We start from the raw sequence: 16591 nt of genomic DNA, 5'->3' as shown, positions 1-16591 counted from the left end.
ACACGCGCTCGGCCATCTCGGAGGCGAACAGCTTGGCCATCGAGGCCTCCTTGAGGCAGGGGCGGCCGGCGTCCTTCAGGCTGGCGGCGTGCCACACGAGCTGGCGCGCGGCCTCGAGTTGCGTCGCCATGTCGGCGAGGCGGAAATTCACCGCCTGGTGCTCGAAGATCGGCTTGCCGAAGCTCTCGCGCTCCTGCGCGTACTTGACCGCCGCCTCGAGCGCGGCGCGCGCCATGCCGAGGCACTGGGCGGCGATGCCGATGCGGCCGGCTTCGAGGTTGGCGAGCGCGATCCTGTAGCCCTCGCCTTCGGCGCCGATCACCGAGTCGGCCGGGATGCGGCAGTTCTCGAACAGGATCTGCGTGGTGTCGGAGGCCTTCTGCCCCATCTTCTCCTCGATGCGGCCGACCTGGTAGCCGGGCGCGTTCGCGGGCACGAGGAAGCAGGTGATGCCCTTCTTGCCCGCCGCCTTGTCGGTGACCGCGAACACGATCGCGACATCGGCGTGCTTGCCGGTGGTGATGAACTGCTTGACGCCGTTCAACACCCACTCGTTGCCGTCGCGGACCGCGGTGGAGCGGATCGCGGCGGCATCCGAGCCGACGTGCGGCTCGGTGAGGCAGAAGCAGCCGAGCTTCTCGCCGCGGGCGAGCGGCTTGAGCCAGGCTTCCTTCTGCGCGTCGTTACCGAAGCGGTTGAGGATGCCGCAGGGCAGCGAGTTCTGCACGCTGACGATGGTCGAGGTGGCGCCGTCGCCTGCGGCGATCTCCTCGAGCGCGAGCACCAGGCTCATGTAGTCCATGCCGGCGCCGCCCCACTCCTCGGGCACCACCATGCCGAGCGCGCCGAGTCCGGCGAGTTCGTTCAGCGCCTCGCGCGGGAAGGTGTGGTCGCGGTCCCATTCGGCCGCAAAGGGGGCGAGCCGTTCCTGCGCGAAGGCGCGGATCGAGTCGCGGATCATCTCCTGCTCAGCAGTCAGAATCATTTTTCGTTCCTTCGAGTTCTCAGTTTGTCGGCCGCAATCGCGGCGGTCGCCGCGCCTTCACCACCTTCCCCGGTAGCAGCGGCGAAGGCTGCGTCATCGCGCGATTCAGCCGCCGCAGCCCACCGCCGTGTCGACCTCGATCGCCATCGCGGTGGCCTCGCCGCCGCCGATGCACAGGCTGGCCACGCCGCGCTTGAGGCCGCGCTTGCGCAGCGCGCCGATCAGCGAGACCAGGATGCGCGCGCCCGAGGCGCCGATCGGATGGCCGAGCGCGCAGGCGCCGCCATTGACATTGACCTTGTCGTGCGGCAGGTCCATCTCCTTCATCGCCGCCATCGTCACCACCGCGAAGGCCTCGTTGATCTCCCACAGATCGACGTCGGTGGTGGACCAGCCGGCCTTCGCCAGCACCTTCTGCATCGCGCTCACCGGGGCCGTGGTGAACAGGGCCGGTGCCTGCGCGTGGGTGGCATGGCCGACGATGGTCGCGACCACCTTGAGGCCCAGCCTGTCGGCCGTGGACTTGCGCATCAGCACCAAGGCGGCGGCGCCGTCGGAGATCGAGCTCGAGTTGGCCGGCGTGACAGTGCCATCCTTCTTGAACGCGGGCTTGAGGCTGGGGATCTTGTCGATCTGCGCCTTCAGCGGCTGCTCGTCCTTGTCGACGACAACGTCGCCCTTGCGGCCCGGCACCGTGACCGGCACCACCTCCCAGGTGAAGTCGCCGTTGTTGATCGCGGCCTGGGCGCGGGTGGTGGAGGCGATCGCGAACTCGTCCTGCGCCTCGCGGGTGAACGCGAAGTGGCTGGCGCAGTCCTCGGCGAAGGTGCCCATCAGCCGGCCCTTGTTCTCCTTCGAGTAGCTGTCTTCCAGGCCGTCGAGGAACATGTGATCGAACATCTGGCCGTGGCCGAGGCGATAGCCGGCGCGCGCCTTGGGCAGCAGGTAGGGCGCGTTCGACATCGACTCCATGCCGCCGGCGACCATCACCTCGTTGCTGCCGGCGAGCAGCAGATCGTGGGCGAGCATCACCGACTTCATGCCCGAGCCGCACACCTTGTTGACCGTGGTGCAGCCGGTCGACAGCGGCAGGCCGGCGCCGAGCGCGGCCTGGCGGGCGGGTGCCTGACCGAGGCCGGCGGGCAGCACGCAGCCCATGATCACTTCCTCGACCTGCTCGGGGCTCAGCCCGGCGCGCTCGACCGCGGACTTGATCGCGGCCGCGCCGAGCTGCGGCGTGGTCAGGCTGGCGAGATCGCCCTGGAAGCCGCCGAGCGGCGTGCGGGCGACGGAAACGATGACGATGGGATCGGACATGGGATTCTCCTGTTGCAATGCTTGCTTGGTTCGGATCACGCCCGTGCGGCGGGCGCTTCGTCGGCGGGACGCTCCGCCTTGCCCTGCATGGCCATGATGGTCTGCTGCATCAACGCGCACAGTGTCCAGCGCTCGTTGCGGACCGCGAACACTTCGGCCTTGGTGATGATCAGCGTGCGCCCCGGCTTGATCACCTCGCCGCGCGCCACCAGGCGCTCGCCGTCGGCGGGCGCGATCAGGTTCATCTTGTATTCGACGGTCAGCACGCTGGTGTCGGCCGCGGTGAGGGTGTTGGCGGCATAGCCGGCGGCCGAGTCGGCGATCATGCCCACCACCCCGCCGTGGATGAAGCCGTGCTGCTGGGTGATCTCGGGCTTCAGCGGCAGGTGGATCTCGGTGAAGCCCGGCTCCACCACCGCGAGCTCGGCGCCGATCAGCGCCATCGCCTGCTGCAGGCCGAAGCTGTGGCGCACACGGGCGACATAGCCGGGATCCCGCGGCTGGAATTCGGGTTGTTCAGCTCGCATCGATTCTCCTCCGTGCGCCTCGGGGCGTCATTATTATTCCGTTGACGTAAACGTTAACACAAAGACAAAAATCAGGCACCATCGGCGGTGCCGAAATGGTGCGCGAGCTGGGCTCGTGCGGCCGCCGCACCTTCGTCGTTGTGGCCGAGCAAGGCCTCGCACTGGCGTTCCATCATGTCGATCTCGTACAGGACGGCCTCGATGTCGAGCCGCTGCTGCTCGAGCGTGGCACGCCGTGCGGCGAGCACGTCGAGGAAATATTTGAGCTGCGGTGCCGAGTTGCGCACACCGTCGTACATCTGCAGCAGCTGCCGGATCTCGGCAAGCGACAGACCGAGCCGCTTGCCGCGCAGGGTGAGCTTGAGCCGGGTGCGGTCCGCCCGCGTATAGACCCGGGCGCGGCCGACCCGTCCCGGCGTGAGCAGGCCCTGGTCCTCGTAGAAACGGATGGCGCGCGCGGTGATGTCGAATTCGCGTGCCAGCTCGGTGATGGTGTAGGTTTTTTCTTGCGCCATGGCGGATCGCTCGCCCGATGCTTCAGGGAAACCCCATCAGACCAGGTAAAGTTCTGTTTTGGAAGAGATAAGTCAGAAGCCTCGGAAGTTAATCAGATTTCCGCCAGGCGAGCAATGCGCGCTTTCCCCCGCCCCACCCCCGAGGAGAACCCGATGAACGTCACCGTTGCGCCCGCGAGCGCACCCGACCAACCCGACTACCCCTTCCCCGATCTGCCTGCCGCCGGCGAGCGGATCGAGGTCGCGCCCGGCATCGGCTGGCTGCGCATGCCGCTGCCCTTCGCCCTCGACCACATCAACCTGTGGACGGTCGACGACGGCGAGCGCCTGGTGGCGATCGACAGCGGCCTCGCCACCGAGGCGATCCGCGAGGCCTGGACCCGGGTACTGGCCGAGGACGGCCGCCCGCTGTCGCGCATGGTGGTCACCCACTACCATCCCGACCACCTCGGCCTCGCCACCTGGCTCGCCGCGCGCGACGGGGCGTCGATCCACATGACCTACGGCGAATACTTCGGCGGCCACGCGACCTGGCACCAGATCGCCGGCTACGCGATCCCGGACATGCTCGCGCTGTTCCGCGAGCACGGGCTCGACGAGGAACGCCTCGAGGCGCTCGGCGCGCGCGGCAACGTCTACCGCCGCGGCGTGCCCGAGATGCCCCAGCGCATCGAGCGCATGCACGACGGCGACCTGCTCCGGATCGGCGCCCACGACTGGCGGGTGATCACCGGCCACGGCCACTCGCCGGAGCACGCCAGCCTGTATTGCGCATCGCTCGGCGTGCTCATTTCCGGCGACATGCTGCTGCCGCGCATCTCCACCAACATCAGCGTCTTCGCGGCCACGCCGGAAGACGACCCGCTCGGTCGCTTCCTCGCCTCCCTGCGCCGATTCTGCGAGCTCCCCGCCGACACGCTCGTGCTACCATCGCACGGTAAACCATTCAGGGGCATACGTGCCCGGGTCGATCAACTCGTCGAGCACCATCGGGAGCGCTGCGCCGCGCTGGTCGCGGAATGCGACACCCCGCACAGTGCGGGCGAGCTGCTGGAAACCCTTTTCCCACGCGCGCTCGACACCCACCAGAGCATGTTCGCGATGGGGGAGGCGATCGCCCACCTGAATCATCTGGTCCGGCGTGGCGAGCTGCGCAGGGTCAGAAGCGAAGACGGCACGATCCGGCACGTGACGACCGGCTGAGCGCTTCACCGAATCCGACAACAGGAGCAACAACTCATGGCAGAACCCACCGAGAAGCAAATGCCCCCGCCGCAGGAAATCGCCCACACGTATGCCGAGGTCGCGCGCCGCGCCTCGCACCTGATCAGCGATCACGTCCAGCGTCAGCTCAAGAAGGGCGTCACCGCCCCCGCTGACGAGCTCGGCATCGCCCAGGCCTTCATGGACATGATGGCCAAGCTGCTCGCCAACCCCTACAAGCTCGCCCAGGCCCAGATGAACATGGTCTGGGACTACTTCTCGCTGTGGCAGCACTCGATGCTGCGCGTGATGGGCATGCATGCCGATCCGATCGCCGCCCCCGAGAAGTCGGACAAGCGCTTCAAGGACGAGCAGTGGGAAGAGCACTTCCTGTTCGACTTCATCAAGCAGTCCTACCTGATCACCGCGCGTCACATCCACGACACCGTCTCCACGGTCGACGGCCTGGACGACCAGTCGCAGAAGAAGGTCAGCTTCTACACCCGCCAGTACATCGACGCGCTGAGCCCGTCGAACTTCGCGATGACCAACCCCGAGGTCTTCCGCGAGACGGTCAAGAGCCACGGCCAGAACCTGATCAAGGGTCTCAACAACCTGCTGCGCGACGTCGAGGAAGGCGGCGGCCAGCTGCGCGTCAAGATGACCGACACCAGCGCCTTCGAGCTCGGCCGCAACGTCGCCACGACGCCGGGCAAGGTGGTGTTCCAGAACGAGATGATCCAGCTGCTGCAGTACACGCCGAGCACCGAGAAGGTGAACAAGCGTCCGCTGCTGATCGTGCCGCCCTGGATCAACAAGTTCTACATCCTCGACCTGCGCGAGAAGAATTCCTACATCAAGTGGTGCGTCGACCAGGGCCACAGCGTGTTCGTGATCTCCTGGGTCAACCCCGACGAGAAGCTCGCCGAGAAGAGCTTCGACGCCTACGTGGTCGACGGCGTGATCGCCGCGCTCGACGCGATCGAGAAGCAGACCGGCGAGAAGCAGGTCAATGCGGCCGGCTACTGCCTCGGCGGCACCCTGCTCGCCACCACCCTCGCCTACCTGGCCGCCAAGCGCCAGGGCAACCGCGTGGGTTCGGCCACCTTCTTCACCACGCTCACCGACTTCTCCGAACCGGGCGAGCTGGGCGTGTTCATCGACGAGGGCCAGATCTCCAGCCTCGAGAAGAAGATGAACGAGCGCGGCTACCTCGAAGGCTCGGAAATGGCCGGCACCTTCAGCATGCTGCGCGCGAACGACCTGATCTGGTCCTTCGTGGTGAACAACTACCTGATGGGCAAGGATCCCTTCCCCTTCGACCTGCTGTACTGGAACTCCGATTCCACCCGCATGCCGGCGAAGATGCACAGCTTCTACCTGCGCACGATGTACATGGAGAACCGTCTGGTGGAGCCGGGCGGCATCGAAGTCGACGGCGTGCCGATCGACCTCGGCAAGATCAAGATCCCCTGCTACTTCATCTCCGCGATCGAGGATCACATCGCGCCGTGGAAGAGCACCTACAAGGGCACGGTCAAGTTCGGCGGCCCGGTTCGCTTCGTGCTGGGCGGCTCCGGCCACATCGCCGGCATCGTCAACCCGCCGGCGGCCAACAAGTACGGCTACTGGATCAATCCCTCGCCCAAGCTCGCGCCGACCGCCGAGCAATGGCTGGAAGGCGCGCAGCAGCATCCGGGTTCGTGGTGGACCGACTGGCAGGCCTGGGTCGTCTCGCAGGATGCCGAACAGGTCGACGCCCGCGATCCGGCCAAGGGCAAGCTGAAGCCGATCGAGGACGCGCCGGGCTCCTTCGTCCGCGTGCGCTCCGGCGCCACCAAGGCGGCCGCCTGATCTGAGGCCGCCGCAAGGCGATGAACGGGGAAAGGGGCGACCCTTTCCCCGTTTTCTATTGTGAGCGCGCCGATGAAGAACGACTCCCGCCTGGTGCTCGACACCAACACCGTGATGGCCTTGTGGCTGTTCCGCGACCCCGGCCTCGCCCCGCTCGCCGCGCACTGCGAATCGCCCGGCTGCGTGCTGCTCGGCCGCGCCGATGCGCTCGAGGAGCTGCGCCGGGTGCTCGCCTATCGTCAGTTCGCCGTGCCGGTGGAGACCCAGGCCGCGATCCTGAATGACTACGCCGCCCGGCTCGCAGGCGGTGGCGACGAAGCCGGCGCCGACGACGCGACGGCAGCCCCCCCCGCGCTGCCCGCATGCCGCGACCCCGACGACCAGAAGTTCCTCGAGATCGCGCGCGACCGCGCCGCCACCCACCTCGTGACGCGCGACAAGGCCTTGCTCAGGCTGGCCCGCCACCGCCTGGTGCGCGAGCGTTTCCGCATCCTCACGCCCGAGCGCTTCGTCGCCGAGCTCGCCGACGCGCTCGCCCCCGACGCCAGGCCCTGAGTCACCCGGGAACCCGCCGTCGCGCAAGCGCCGCGGCCCGGCTCACACCGTTGCCCGGGCACCCTCGCTGAGCGCGCGCCGCAGGTCGGCGAGGTAACGCAGGCCCTCGATCGCGCGACTGCCATACCAGGACGCCATCTCGCCGTCGATCAGGCCCGCCGGCCGGTGCGCCAGCGCCGCCACCTCGTCCACATGCCGCGCCTCGAATCGGTAGGGCTCGGTCGACAGCAGCACCCGATCGACCCCCTCCAGCCAGGGGGCGTCCCATTCGAAGGCGGGATAGCGCGCCGCGCCCGCCTCGCCGCCGTGCACCGCGGGCAGCGTCTCCCAGCCCACCGTCGCCAGCATCGCCGAGATGTAGGTGTCGCGCGCGACCGTCATCCACGGCGCACGCCAGATCAGGTAGAGCACGCGCTCGGGTGGGAGCGCGGCGGCCACCGCGGCGGTCTCGTCGAGCGCCTCGCGCAGCGCCGCCTGCAGACGTGCGGCCTCGGCCTCGCGCCCGAAGATGCCGCCGAGCAGGCCGAAGAGCGCAAGGTTGTCGGCCGGGGCGCAGGGATGTGTGACGACGACGTGCGGCACGCTGTCGTGCAGCGCCTCGACCACCTCGCGCGGGTTCTCGTCGATGTTGACCACCAGGTGGGTGGGCGCGAGGGCGCGCACCGCGTCGAGCTTGACGTCCTTGGTGCCGCCGACCTTGGCGATGTCGCGCAGCGTCTCGCGCGGGTGGATGCAGAAGCCGGTGCGTCCGACCAGCGCCCCGGCGAGGCCGAGCTCGCAGAGCAGCTCGGTGATCGAGGGCACCAGGCTGACGATGCGCGCTTCGCCCTCGAAGGGACGGTGGCGAGTGCCGACCGCATCGGTCAAATCGGCAGGCGGGGTGCTCATCGTACAGTTCCTCATCGTGTCATCGGTTCCAGCAGGTCATCGGCGGCGGCGGGTGGCAGCGGCGAGCGGCGGGGCTCGCCGCCGGCCAACGGCCGGAACACCCAGTCGGCGTAGCGCGCGGCGTTTTCCGCCGCCGGGTCGAGCTCGGGTGGCAGCCGGGCGCGACGCAGCGGCACGCCCGGCGCCAGGCTGTGCACCCCGACGATCGCCTCGCCGTCGCGCACCAGCCCCCATTCTGCCCGCCCGGTGAAGGGGTCGGCATAGATGCGCCGCAGGTGGCGGCGCGGCACCGGGAAGCGGCCGTCCTCCACCAGCTGCGCGAGCGAACTCGGGAACGGCGGCGTGCCGAGCGGCGTTTCATCGCGATAGCGTGCCAGCGCGCGCGCCATCTCGGCGCCGATCGCGAGCAGCTCGGCCTCGCGCTCGCGGCTCGCGGCAGTCTGCCACACCACGCCTGCCTCGGCCGCGACCAGGCCGAGCGCGGCGACCGCGAACAGCAGCAGCAGATAGGTATAGCCGCGCTGCGGCGCCGCCCTACCAGTCCGCATACGCCGTTCCGTCGCGCGCGGTGCCGGGCGCGCCGCTGCGCACATCCCAGACGCCGCCGCCCTCGCCACCCTCGGCGGCGCCGGCGGGCGGCGGCAGCAGGCGCCAGTTGCGGCTGTCCTCGGTGATCGGATCCTTCGGCATCGCGCGCAGATAGCGCCGCTCGACCAGTGTCTCCAGGCTCTCGGGATAGCGGCCGGTGTCGGCGCGGTACTTGTCGATCGCGTCCCGCATCACCGCGAGCGACTGGCGCAGGCTGTTCTCGCGCGCGCGGTCGACATGGTCGAAGTAGCGCGGCGCGGCGATCGACAGCAGGGTGGCGATGATCGCCATCACCACCAGCAGTTCGATCAGGGTGAAGCCGCGGCGGGCGGCCGCCTGCCAGGCGTTGCGCATGCTCACCACTCCCGGTAGGGCCGGCCGTCGAGCCCGCTCCGCGGCGACAGCGAGTAGACGTCGAACACGTCCGCGCCCTCGCGCGGCGCCTCGGGCGGGCTGGCGTAGCTGCGCCTGCCCCAGGTCTGCGCCGCCGCCAGCGAGGCATCGGGATGGAAGGGGTCGCGCGGCAACCGGCGCAGGAAGTAGAGCCGCCTGCCATCGGCATCGCTGGCATCGGGCACCCCCTTCACCAGGGCGTCGAGCTCGGGCGGATAGCCGCTGGCGCCGCTGCGCCGCTCGATCCGGCCGGCGTCGTAGGCCGCCTTGTAGGCGTCGATCGCGTCGCGGATCTGGCGCAGCGCGGCGCGCAGCTCGGACTCCTGCGCGCGCTGGGCGGTGAGCTGGGCGAGCGGCAGCGCGCCGGCGGCGAGCACGCCGACGATCGCCACCGTCACCACCAGCTCGATCAGGGTGAAGCCGCGCCCCCGCCCGCCACCGTGCCGCATCGCCGCCGCGCTCACTGTCCGATCGCCACCGATGCGGTGCCGCCGAGCGGCATCGCCACGCGCTCGCCGTCGACGTCGAAGACCACACTGCTGACCACCACCTGGGCGCTGCCCTCCGCCCCGGCGCGGGCGCGGAAGGCGAGCGAGAGGGTCGCCGGCAGGCTGCCGGGCGGGATCGCGAGCGTGCCCTGGCCCTCGCCCGGGCCGGCGAAGCCCACCGGCTCGAGCCGGGTCGCATCGTAGTCGAACTCGAGCACGCCGCCCTCGTGGCTGCCGCTGCCCTGCAGTTCGAGCCGCATGTCGATCAGCTCGCCGGGCGCGACCGCCCCCGGCGCGCCGATGATGAGCGCGAGATCGCTGGGCCCGGCGGGCGCCTCCATCGCCACCGGCGCCGGGAGGGGCGGCGGCAGGCCGCCGCCCGCCATGCCCCCGCCGCTGCCGCTGAGGGCGAGGCTGTCGGCGGCGGTCGGCGCCAGGCGCAGCGGCATGGCGCCCACCACCGCCTCGGTGCCAAAGGCGAGGTTGTCGCGGGCGAAGGCCGGGGCCACCACGTTGCGCACGATGCGCGGGGTGATCAGCAGCACGATCTCGGTCTTCGCCACGTCGCTGCGCTCGGCGCTGAACAGGCGCCCGAGCACCGGCAGCTCGCCCAGCCCGGGCAGACGCGAGGCGCTGCGCCGCTCCTCGTCGTTGATCAGGCCGGCGAGGACCTGGGTCTCGCCGTCCTGCAGGCGCAGCGTGGTCGACGCGCTGCGCCGGCCGATGCGGTAGGCGAGCGAGCCGTCCGGCCCGGGCACCTCGCGCACGATGTTGCTCACCTCGAGATCCACCTTGATCGACACCTCGTCGTCGAGCGTCACGCTCGGCTGGGCGTCGAGCCGGATGCCGACGTCGAGGTAGCTCACCGAGGCCGACACGCCGACGTTGGCGGTGGAGGTGGTGGTGAACACCGGCACCTTCTCGCCGATGTGGATCTTGGCGTCGTTGCGGTTCTTGACCCGGATGCGCGGATTGGCGAGCAGCCGGATGTCGCCCTCGTCGTGGCGCAGGCGCAGCGCCGCCGCCGGGTTGGAGACGAAGGGCACCAGGCCGTCGTTGCGCTCGAGGTTGATGAAGCCGTCGGCGAGATCGCCGCCGTCCTGGTTCTCGAGCCGGCCGTAACCCACCTCGGCGGGAAACTGCAGGCCGAGGTCGCGCAGCTTGCTGCGGCTGACCTCGAGCACCTCGACCTCGAGCACGACCTCGGGCTCGGCCACATCGAGGGTGGCGATCAGGCGCTCGGCGACACGCACCGCCTCCGGCGTGTCCTTCACCACCACCAGGTTGAGCTTCTCGTCGATGAAGATGTCGCGCGTCTTCACCAGCTGCTTGAGCATCGCCTGCGCCTGCTTGGCGTCGGCGTGCGCCAGGTAGAAGCTGCGCGACACCAGGTCCTGGTACTCGCGCTGCTTGGCCGGCGTCGCCGGGTAGATCAGCACCGTGTTCGCGTTGAGCAGCTTGCGCTCGATCTGCTGGCTGGCGACGAGCAGCCTGAGCACCTCGTCGACCGAGGTGTCGCGCACGAACAGGCTCACCAGCGCGTCCTGGCGCAGCTCGCTGTCGAGCACGAAGTTGAGCCCTGCGGCGCGCGACAGCGCCTCGAACACCACCCGCAGCGGCGCATCGCGGAACTGCAGGTTCACCGGCCGCGCCAGCGCGCCCTCGAGCGCCTGCACCGGCGCCGCGCGCACCCGCCGCTCGTCGGCCTCGCGCAGCAGGCGGCGGGCGCGCTGATGGGCGGGCGCCTCGGCGAGCACCGAGCGTGCGAGACGCTCGGTGGCGTCGATGTCGCCGCGGGCCAAGGCGAGCTCGCCCTCGGCCAGCCGCCCCGCCCGGCGGCGCTCGGCGAGCACCGCATCGAGCCCGGCGCGCGCGCGCGGATGCGTGGGCTGGACGCGCTGCACGTCGCGGTACAGCCGCTCTGCCTCCTCGAACTGGCCGCGCAGGCGCGCCTGCTCGGCGGCGGCGAGGTAGTCGGCGCCGAGCAGTTCGCGCTGGCGCAGCCACCAGGCACGCAGCTCGAGGTTGGCCGGGTCGCGGCGCACCGCGTCCTCGAGCGCGACATAGGCGGCGAGCGGATCGCTGCGGGCGAAGTCGACCTGGCTCTGTTCGAGCGCCGGATTCGTCGTCGCGCACGCCGACAGCGCGGCGGCCAGCAGCAGCGGCGCCCAGCGGCGCGCCTTGTCAGTGGGGAGAGTCATGGGCAGAAAGATCGAGAACCTGCCGCTGGCGCAGCGGCAGGTAGGTGAAGACGAGGGCGTCGGGGCCGGTGCGTTCGATGCGATAGCGTTCGCCGATGCGGTCGCCCGCGCGCACGATGTGAACCGTCTCGCCCTCCATCAGGATGACCGCGCGCAGGCCGCGGTCCTCGAGCGCGCCGACGAAGCGGAAGGGCAGCGGCGGCAGCGTCGCGACCGGCGCAGCGGCGACGAAGGCCGCGCGCGCGCCCGGCTCGGGGCGGAAGCTGTAGGGCTTCAGGATACCCGCCGCCGAGGCCGGCCAGGCGTCGCGGAAGAGGGCGAGTTCGGCGCCCGCGGCCGCCGTCGCCCGTGCCGCGCCGGCGCGCGAAGCGGGGCGCGGCACGGGCTGAGATGCGGGCTGAGGTGCGGGCCGCTCGGCGCGCGGCCCGGCCACCGGCGCCGCCACCTCGTCGAGCGAGGACGCCCACCAGGTCGCCGCCAGGGTCGCCAGCAGGGCGAGCAGCAGGATCGCGGGACGCCGCTTCATCGTGCCCGCCGGACGAACAGCACCAGGCGCAGCTCGCCATCGACCGGCGCCAGCTCGGTGTCGCCACGCCGCACGCCGATCGACTCCAGGCCGAGCGCCGGCGTGTCGGCGAGCACCTCGGCGAGCCAGCCGTAGACCGCCTCGAACTCGCCGTGCACCGGCAGCTGCAGGCTGACCCGCGCGAGCGGCGTGCCGGGCTCGTCGGCGATGCGGTAGTCGCTGCGCAGCAGGTCGAGCCCGTGCGCATCGGCGCTCGCGTGCAGCCGGGTCAGCAGCTGCGGCAGCGCGCCCTCGGCCGGGAAGGCGGCGTAGAAGTCCGGCAGCCGCGCCCCTGGCGCCCCGCCCGACCGGCCGCCGTCGAGCAGGCGGGCGCGCTCGGCGGCCAGCGCCTCGCGCGCCGTCTCGTTGGCGGCGCCGCCGGCCACGCCGAGCGCCATCGCCGCGAGCAGCAGCGCGAGCCCGAGCCAGCCGGCCCAGCCGGCGCGGCGCCAGGCGCGCAGCACGCCGTCGCGCAGCATCGCGGCGGCGCTCACCGTCGCTCCTCCCCGCCCCACAGCGCCGACGCGGTAAACGCCAGCACCGTCATGCCGCCCGCCTCGACCCATTCATGGCTGTCGATGCGCGCCTCGCGCAGCGCGCCGCCCGCCCCGCCCGCCTCCAACGCGCCGACGTAGGCGAACGCCGCCTCGAGCGAACGCGCCTGGCCGCTCAGGCGAAGCCCCCCCCGCGCGGCATCCGCGTTCAGCGCGAGCAGGCCGACCTCGCCCGCCGGCGCTGCGCCGATGCTGCCGAACAGCCCCGGCCAGTCGGCCTGCAGCTGCGCCGCCACCTTGCGCGCCGGCGCCGCCTCGAGCGCCCGCTCCGCCTCGGCCGTCGCCCCGCCCGCGCCTCGCGCCGCTTCGTTGACGCGCAGCTCGGCGCGCAGACGGGCGACGATCGCCGCGCGCTCCGCGAGGTCGGCGCGCGCGGCGGCGAAGCCGAGCAGCTCGAAGGCGAGCGCGAGTGCGCCGAGCGCGAGCAGCAGCCAGCCGAGCCAGCCCGGCCGACGCCGGCCGGCGGCGAGATCGAGCGCGAGCGCTGCGGGAGCGTTGCGCCTCAGGCCCATGCCGCATCCTCCCGGCGCAGGGCGCGCCAGCCGGCGGGCCCCTCGGGCGTGAAGCCCACCGCGTACAGCGTGCCGCCGGCCTCGCCCTGCCCGCTGCCGAGCCGCCAGGCCTCGATCATGGCGCGCGCCGTGGCCGCGACGTCGGCGCCCAGCGCCTGGCTGCGCAAGCCGAGCCATTCGCCCTCGCGCCACAGGCCCACGCTGAGCCGGCCGTCGCGCGCGAGCGCGAGCGCACCGAACTCGCCCGCCGCCTCGTCGAAGCCGCGCCGCAGCCGGTTGTAGGCATCGACGAAGCCGCCCGCGACGCCGTCCAGGCGCAGCCCGTGGGCGTCGGCGAAGCCGCGCACCGCCGCCACCAGCGCCGCCGGCACCGCGCAGGCAATCGCGCCCGCGCCCACCGCATCGCGATCGGTGACGATCGTCCATTCCGGCGCGGCCACCCCATGCACCTGGGCGAAGCGGTGCGCGAGCCAGGCCGCGCGTTCGCCACCGCTGCGCACGCCATCGGGCCAGCGCAGCGCCAGATACCGCAGCGCGCCGTCGCCGAGCACCACCTGCAGCTTGCCGCCGCGCCTGGCCGGCGCGAGCTGCGCCAGCGCGGACGCGGGATCGCCCTCGACCGGCGCGCGCTGCGCGCCCGCCGGGCCGCGCAGCAGCCAGGCGTCGGGCGCGAGACGAAGACGCCAGTCAGCCATGACGGGTGACCCGGTTGAGTTCCTCGAGCGTGGTCTGGCCGGCTGCGACCATCGCCACCAGCGCCTCGCGCAGGTCGCGGAAGCCGCGCCGCCGCGCCTGCTCGCGCACGCTGCGCACCGGTGCGCGGGCGACGATCAGCTCGCGCAGCTCGTCGTCGAGCCGCAGCACCTCGGCCACCGCGCGCCGGCCGCGATAGCCGGTGCCGCGACACTGATCGCAGCCGCGCCCGGCACGGAAGGCGAAGCGGTGGCTGTCGACCAGGCGGGAGTCATCCACCAGCCGTTCGTCGGGCGTCACCGGTACGCTGCAGTGCGGACAATTGACCCGCACCAGGCGCTGGGCGACCACCCCGTTGAGCGCGGCGACCAGGTTGTGGGGGTCGATCCCCATGTGCACGAAGCGGCCGATGACGTCGAACACGTTGTTGGCATGCACCGTCGTATACACGAGGTGGCCGGTGAGCGCCGCCTGCACCGCGATCTCGGCGGTCTCGCCGTCGCGGATCTCGCCGACCATGATCTTGTCGGGGTCGTGGCGCAGGATGGAGCGCAGGCCGCGCGCGAAGGTGAGGCCCTTCTTCTCGTTGACCGGAATCTGCAGCACGCCGCCGAGCTGGTACTCGACCGGATCCTCGATGGTGACGATCTTGTCGAGGCCGGAGTTGGTCTCGCCGAGCACCGCGTAGAGCGTGGTGGTCTTGCCGCTGCCGGTGGGGCCGGTCACCAGCAGCATGCCGTAGGGCTCGCTCGCGAGGCGGCGCAGCTCGGCGCCGGTGTCGGCGTCGAAGCCGAGCGACTCGAGCGTGAGGCCGGACATCTCGCGGCTCAGGTGTTCCTTGTCGAGCACGCGCAGCACCGCGTCCTCGCCATGGATGCTGGGCATGATCGAGACGCGGAAGTCGATCTCGCGCCCGGCGGTCTGGGCCTTGAAGCGGCCGTCCTGCGGCACCCGGCGCTCGGCGATGTCGAGCTCGGCCATGACCTTCAGGCGCGAGATCGCCTGCTCGGCGAGGTCGGCGCCATTGACCCCGCCCACCCGCGACAGCACGCCGTCGATGCGGTACTTGACCACCAGCCCGCCGGGCACCGACTCGAGGTGGATGTCGCTCGCGCCCTGCTTGAGCGCGTCGTAGAGGGTGGAATTGACCAGCTTCACCACCGGGCTGGCGTCGGCGCTGATGCGGCGCAGCGACAGATCCTCCACCGTCTCGCCGCTCTCGCCCGCGGCGCGCTCCTCGAGCAGGCCGCCGGCGCGGCGCAGCTCGCCCTCGTGGCGGGCGAGGCAGGCGGCGACGTCCTCGCGGCGCGCGATCGCGGTGGTGAAGGGCTCGGCGAGGCGGGCGCCCAGGCCGTCGAGGAGGTCGTGATCGAAGGGGTCGGACACCGCCAGCCACAGCGCCCCCGCCTCGTCGCGCAGCGCCACGCACTCGCGCTGCAGCGCGGTCTCGAACGGCAGCGCGCCGAAGTCGGGGGCGAGCGCCATCAGGCGCGCGGCATCGAGCCGCGGCAGGGCGGCGGCGGCGGAAAGGCGGGCGAGGCGCTCGTCGGCGGCGCCGGGCGTTGCGGCCGCGCTCATCCGATGGTCTCCGCGAGCTGGAAGATCGGCAGGTACATCAGCACCACGATGAGACCGATCGCGCTGCCGATGAGGAGCATCAGCAGCGGGCCGAACAGGCGGGTCAGCCACTCGACCTCGCGCGCGGTGGCGTCCTCGTGGAATTCGGCGGCGCGGGTCAGCATCTCGCCGAGGTTGCCGGCGCGCTCGCCCACCGAAAGCATGTGGCGCGCAACCGGGGTGGCCAGGCCCTGCTCGGCGAGCGTGGCGGTGAAGCCGCGGCCCTCGCGCAGGCGCACGATCGCGGTCGCGAGCCCCGGACGCAGCGTCGGCGAGAGCAGGCCGGACACCATGCCGAGCGCGCCCACCACCGGAATGCCGCCCGACAGCAACATGCCGAGCGTGCGATAGAAGCGCGCGAGCTGGAACACCCGCAGGCGCGCGCCCACCATCGGCATGCGCCACAGCTGGCGTCCGGCGGCGGCCCACAGGGCCGGGCTGCGCGCGGCGAGCGCGACGCCGACGCCGGCGAACAGCACCGCCAGCGCCAGCGTGCCGGCGTGCGCCTCGACCAGGCGGCCCCAGTCGAGCAGCAACTGCGACAGCCAGGGCAGCTCGCTGCCGACGTCCTCGTAGATATGGGAAAAGCGCGGGACGACGTAACCGAGCAGGAACAGCACCACCAGCCCACCCACCGCGAGCAGCAGCACCGGGTAGATCGCCGCGCCCACCAGCTTGCCGCGCAGGCTCTCGAGCTGCTCGCGGTAGGCGATGTAGCGCATCAGCGCCGACTCGAGATCGCTGGTGCGCTCGGCGGCGCGGATCATCGCCACATAGAGCTCGGGAAACACCTCGGGCCGCGCCTCGAGTGCGCTCGACAGCGTCCGGCCCTCGCGCAGCGCTGTCAGAATATGCGACAGAACGCCTCGAACCGCGCTCCGTTGCTCCTTTTCCAGCAGCGCGGCGATCGCTTCGGCGAGCGGGATGCCGGCGCGCAGCAGGGCGAGCAGCTCCTGGTTGAACAGCATCAGCGGAAAGCGCGCGCGCCCGCGTGCGGCCGCCGGGCGCTGTAGCGAGAGCACCGCCAGCCCGCGCGCCGCGGCCTGCGCGCGCGCCTCGGCCTCGGTGGCGGCCTCGAAATCGGCCTCGACCACCGCCGAATCCGGCCCGACCGCCTTCACCCGGTAGCGCATCCC

Annotated in this window: 18 protein-coding genes; 3 read left to right on the top strand and 15 right to left on the bottom strand. The window is 71.5% G+C overall.

Annotation, left to right across the window (positions count from 1 at the left end):
* The 4 genes from BB334_RS17740 to BB334_RS15275 all read right to left on the bottom strand — a co-directional run.
* Positions 1-985: acyl-CoA dehydrogenase family protein (locus BB334_RS17740; protein ID WP_083200466.1), on the bottom strand; the 985-nt coding region annotated here is incomplete at its 3' end.
* Positions 986-1090: 105 nt separating this feature from the next.
* Positions 1091-2302 carry an acetyl-CoA C-acetyltransferase gene (locus tag BB334_RS15285; RefSeq protein WP_068809346.1) on the bottom strand — a complete coding sequence of 404 codons (1212 nt, stop codon included), beginning with the start codon at positions 2300-2302 and terminating at the stop codon, positions 1091-1093.
* Between the two features lie 35 nt (positions 2303-2337).
* Entirely contained in the window at positions 2338-2829 is a 492-nt protein-coding gene (locus tag BB334_RS15280; RefSeq protein WP_068809345.1) for a PaaI family thioesterase, read from the bottom strand.
* A 71-nt stretch (positions 2830-2900) separates the two neighbouring features.
* Positions 2901-3344, bottom strand: a complete 444-nt coding sequence (locus tag BB334_RS15275) for a MerR family transcriptional regulator (protein WP_068809344.1) — start codon at positions 3342-3344, stop codon at positions 2901-2903.
* Between the two features lie 153 nt (positions 3345-3497).
* On the opposite strand from BB334_RS15275, the gene BB334_RS15270 reads away from it, so the two are divergent.
* The 3 genes from BB334_RS15270 (at position 3498) to BB334_RS15260 (ending at position 6956) form a co-directional block, all read left to right on the top strand.
* Positions 3498-4547, top strand: a complete 1050-nt coding sequence (locus BB334_RS15270) for an MBL fold metallo-hydrolase (protein WP_068809343.1) — start codon at positions 3498-3500, stop codon at positions 4545-4547.
* Positions 4548-4583: 36 nt separating this feature from the next.
* Positions 4584-6401 carry a PHA/PHB synthase family protein gene (locus BB334_RS15265; protein ID WP_068809342.1) on the top strand — a complete coding sequence of 606 codons (1818 nt, stop codon included), beginning with the start codon at positions 4584-4586 and terminating at the stop codon, positions 6399-6401.
* Positions 6402-6473: 72 nt separating this feature from the next.
* Positions 6474-6956 carry a PIN domain-containing protein gene (locus BB334_RS15260; protein ID WP_068809341.1) on the top strand — a complete coding sequence of 161 codons (483 nt, stop codon included), beginning with the start codon at positions 6474-6476 and terminating at the stop codon, positions 6954-6956.
* Between the two features lie 42 nt (positions 6957-6998).
* Here the strand turns inward: BB334_RS15260 and BB334_RS15255 are convergent, their stop codons facing one another.
* The 11 genes from BB334_RS15255 to BB334_RS17735 are packed head-to-tail and all read right to left on the bottom strand — an operon-like array spanning position 6999 to position 16588.
* Entirely contained in the window at positions 6999-7844 is an 846-nt protein-coding gene (locus BB334_RS15255) for a helical backbone metal receptor (protein WP_232756752.1), read from the bottom strand.
* 11 nt (positions 7845-7855) lie between these two features.
* A complete protein-coding gene (locus tag BB334_RS15250; RefSeq protein WP_068809339.1) occupies positions 7856-8392 on the bottom strand; it encodes a general secretion pathway protein in 537 nt (178 codons plus the stop codon).
* Positions 8379-8786 carry a type II secretion system protein gene (locus BB334_RS15245; protein WP_068809338.1) on the bottom strand — a complete coding sequence of 136 codons (408 nt, stop codon included), beginning with the start codon at positions 8784-8786 and terminating at the stop codon, positions 8379-8381. Before BB334_RS15245 ends, BB334_RS15250 begins: the two co-directional genes overlap by 14 nt.
* 2 nt (positions 8787-8788) lie before the next feature.
* Positions 8789-9274 (bottom strand): type II secretion system protein, encoded by a 486-nt coding sequence (locus BB334_RS15240; protein WP_068809486.1) that lies wholly within the window; start codon positions 9272-9274, stop codon positions 8789-8791.
* 11 nt (positions 9275-9285) lie between these two features.
* On the bottom strand, positions 9286-11514 hold the full coding sequence (locus tag BB334_RS15235; protein ID WP_068809337.1) for a secretin N-terminal domain-containing protein: 2229 nt from the start codon (positions 11512-11514) through the stop codon (positions 9286-9288).
* Entirely contained in the window at positions 11498-12040 is a 543-nt protein-coding gene (locus tag BB334_RS15230; RefSeq protein WP_068809336.1) for a hypothetical protein, read from the bottom strand. Before BB334_RS15230 ends, BB334_RS15235 begins: the two co-directional genes overlap by 17 nt.
* Positions 12037-12573, bottom strand: a complete 537-nt coding sequence (locus tag BB334_RS15225) for a GspMb/PilO family protein (protein ID WP_068809335.1) — start codon at positions 12571-12573, stop codon at positions 12037-12039. The genes BB334_RS15230 and BB334_RS15225 overlap by 4 nt, the downstream gene beginning before the upstream one ends.
* On the bottom strand, positions 12570-13145 hold the full coding sequence (locus BB334_RS15220) for a hypothetical protein (protein WP_068809334.1): 576 nt from the start codon (positions 13143-13145) through the stop codon (positions 12570-12572). The genes BB334_RS15225 and BB334_RS15220 overlap by 4 nt, the downstream gene beginning before the upstream one ends.
* A complete protein-coding gene (locus BB334_RS15215) occupies positions 13136-13840 on the bottom strand; it encodes a hypothetical protein (protein ID WP_068809333.1) in 705 nt (234 codons plus the stop codon). The genes BB334_RS15220 and BB334_RS15215 overlap by 10 nt, the downstream gene beginning before the upstream one ends.
* Positions 13833-15416, bottom strand: coding sequence for a GspE/PulE family protein (locus BB334_RS15210; RefSeq protein WP_083200454.1), 1584 nt, complete (start codon positions 15414-15416; stop codon positions 13833-13835). The genes BB334_RS15215 and BB334_RS15210 overlap by 8 nt, the downstream gene beginning before the upstream one ends.
* Positions 15413-16588 (bottom strand): type II secretion system F family protein, encoded by a 1176-nt coding sequence (locus BB334_RS17735; RefSeq protein WP_083200453.1) that lies wholly within the window; start codon positions 16586-16588, stop codon positions 15413-15415. The genes BB334_RS15210 and BB334_RS17735 overlap by 4 nt, the downstream gene beginning before the upstream one ends.
* Positions 16589-16591: the final 3 nt, after the last annotated feature.

This window comes from Thauera phenolivorans (assembly GCF_001696715.1).
Classification (GTDB): domain Bacteria; phylum Pseudomonadota; class Gammaproteobacteria; order Burkholderiales; family Rhodocyclaceae; genus Thauera; species Thauera phenolivorans.
This window is presented reverse-complemented; position numbering and strand designations above follow the sequence as displayed.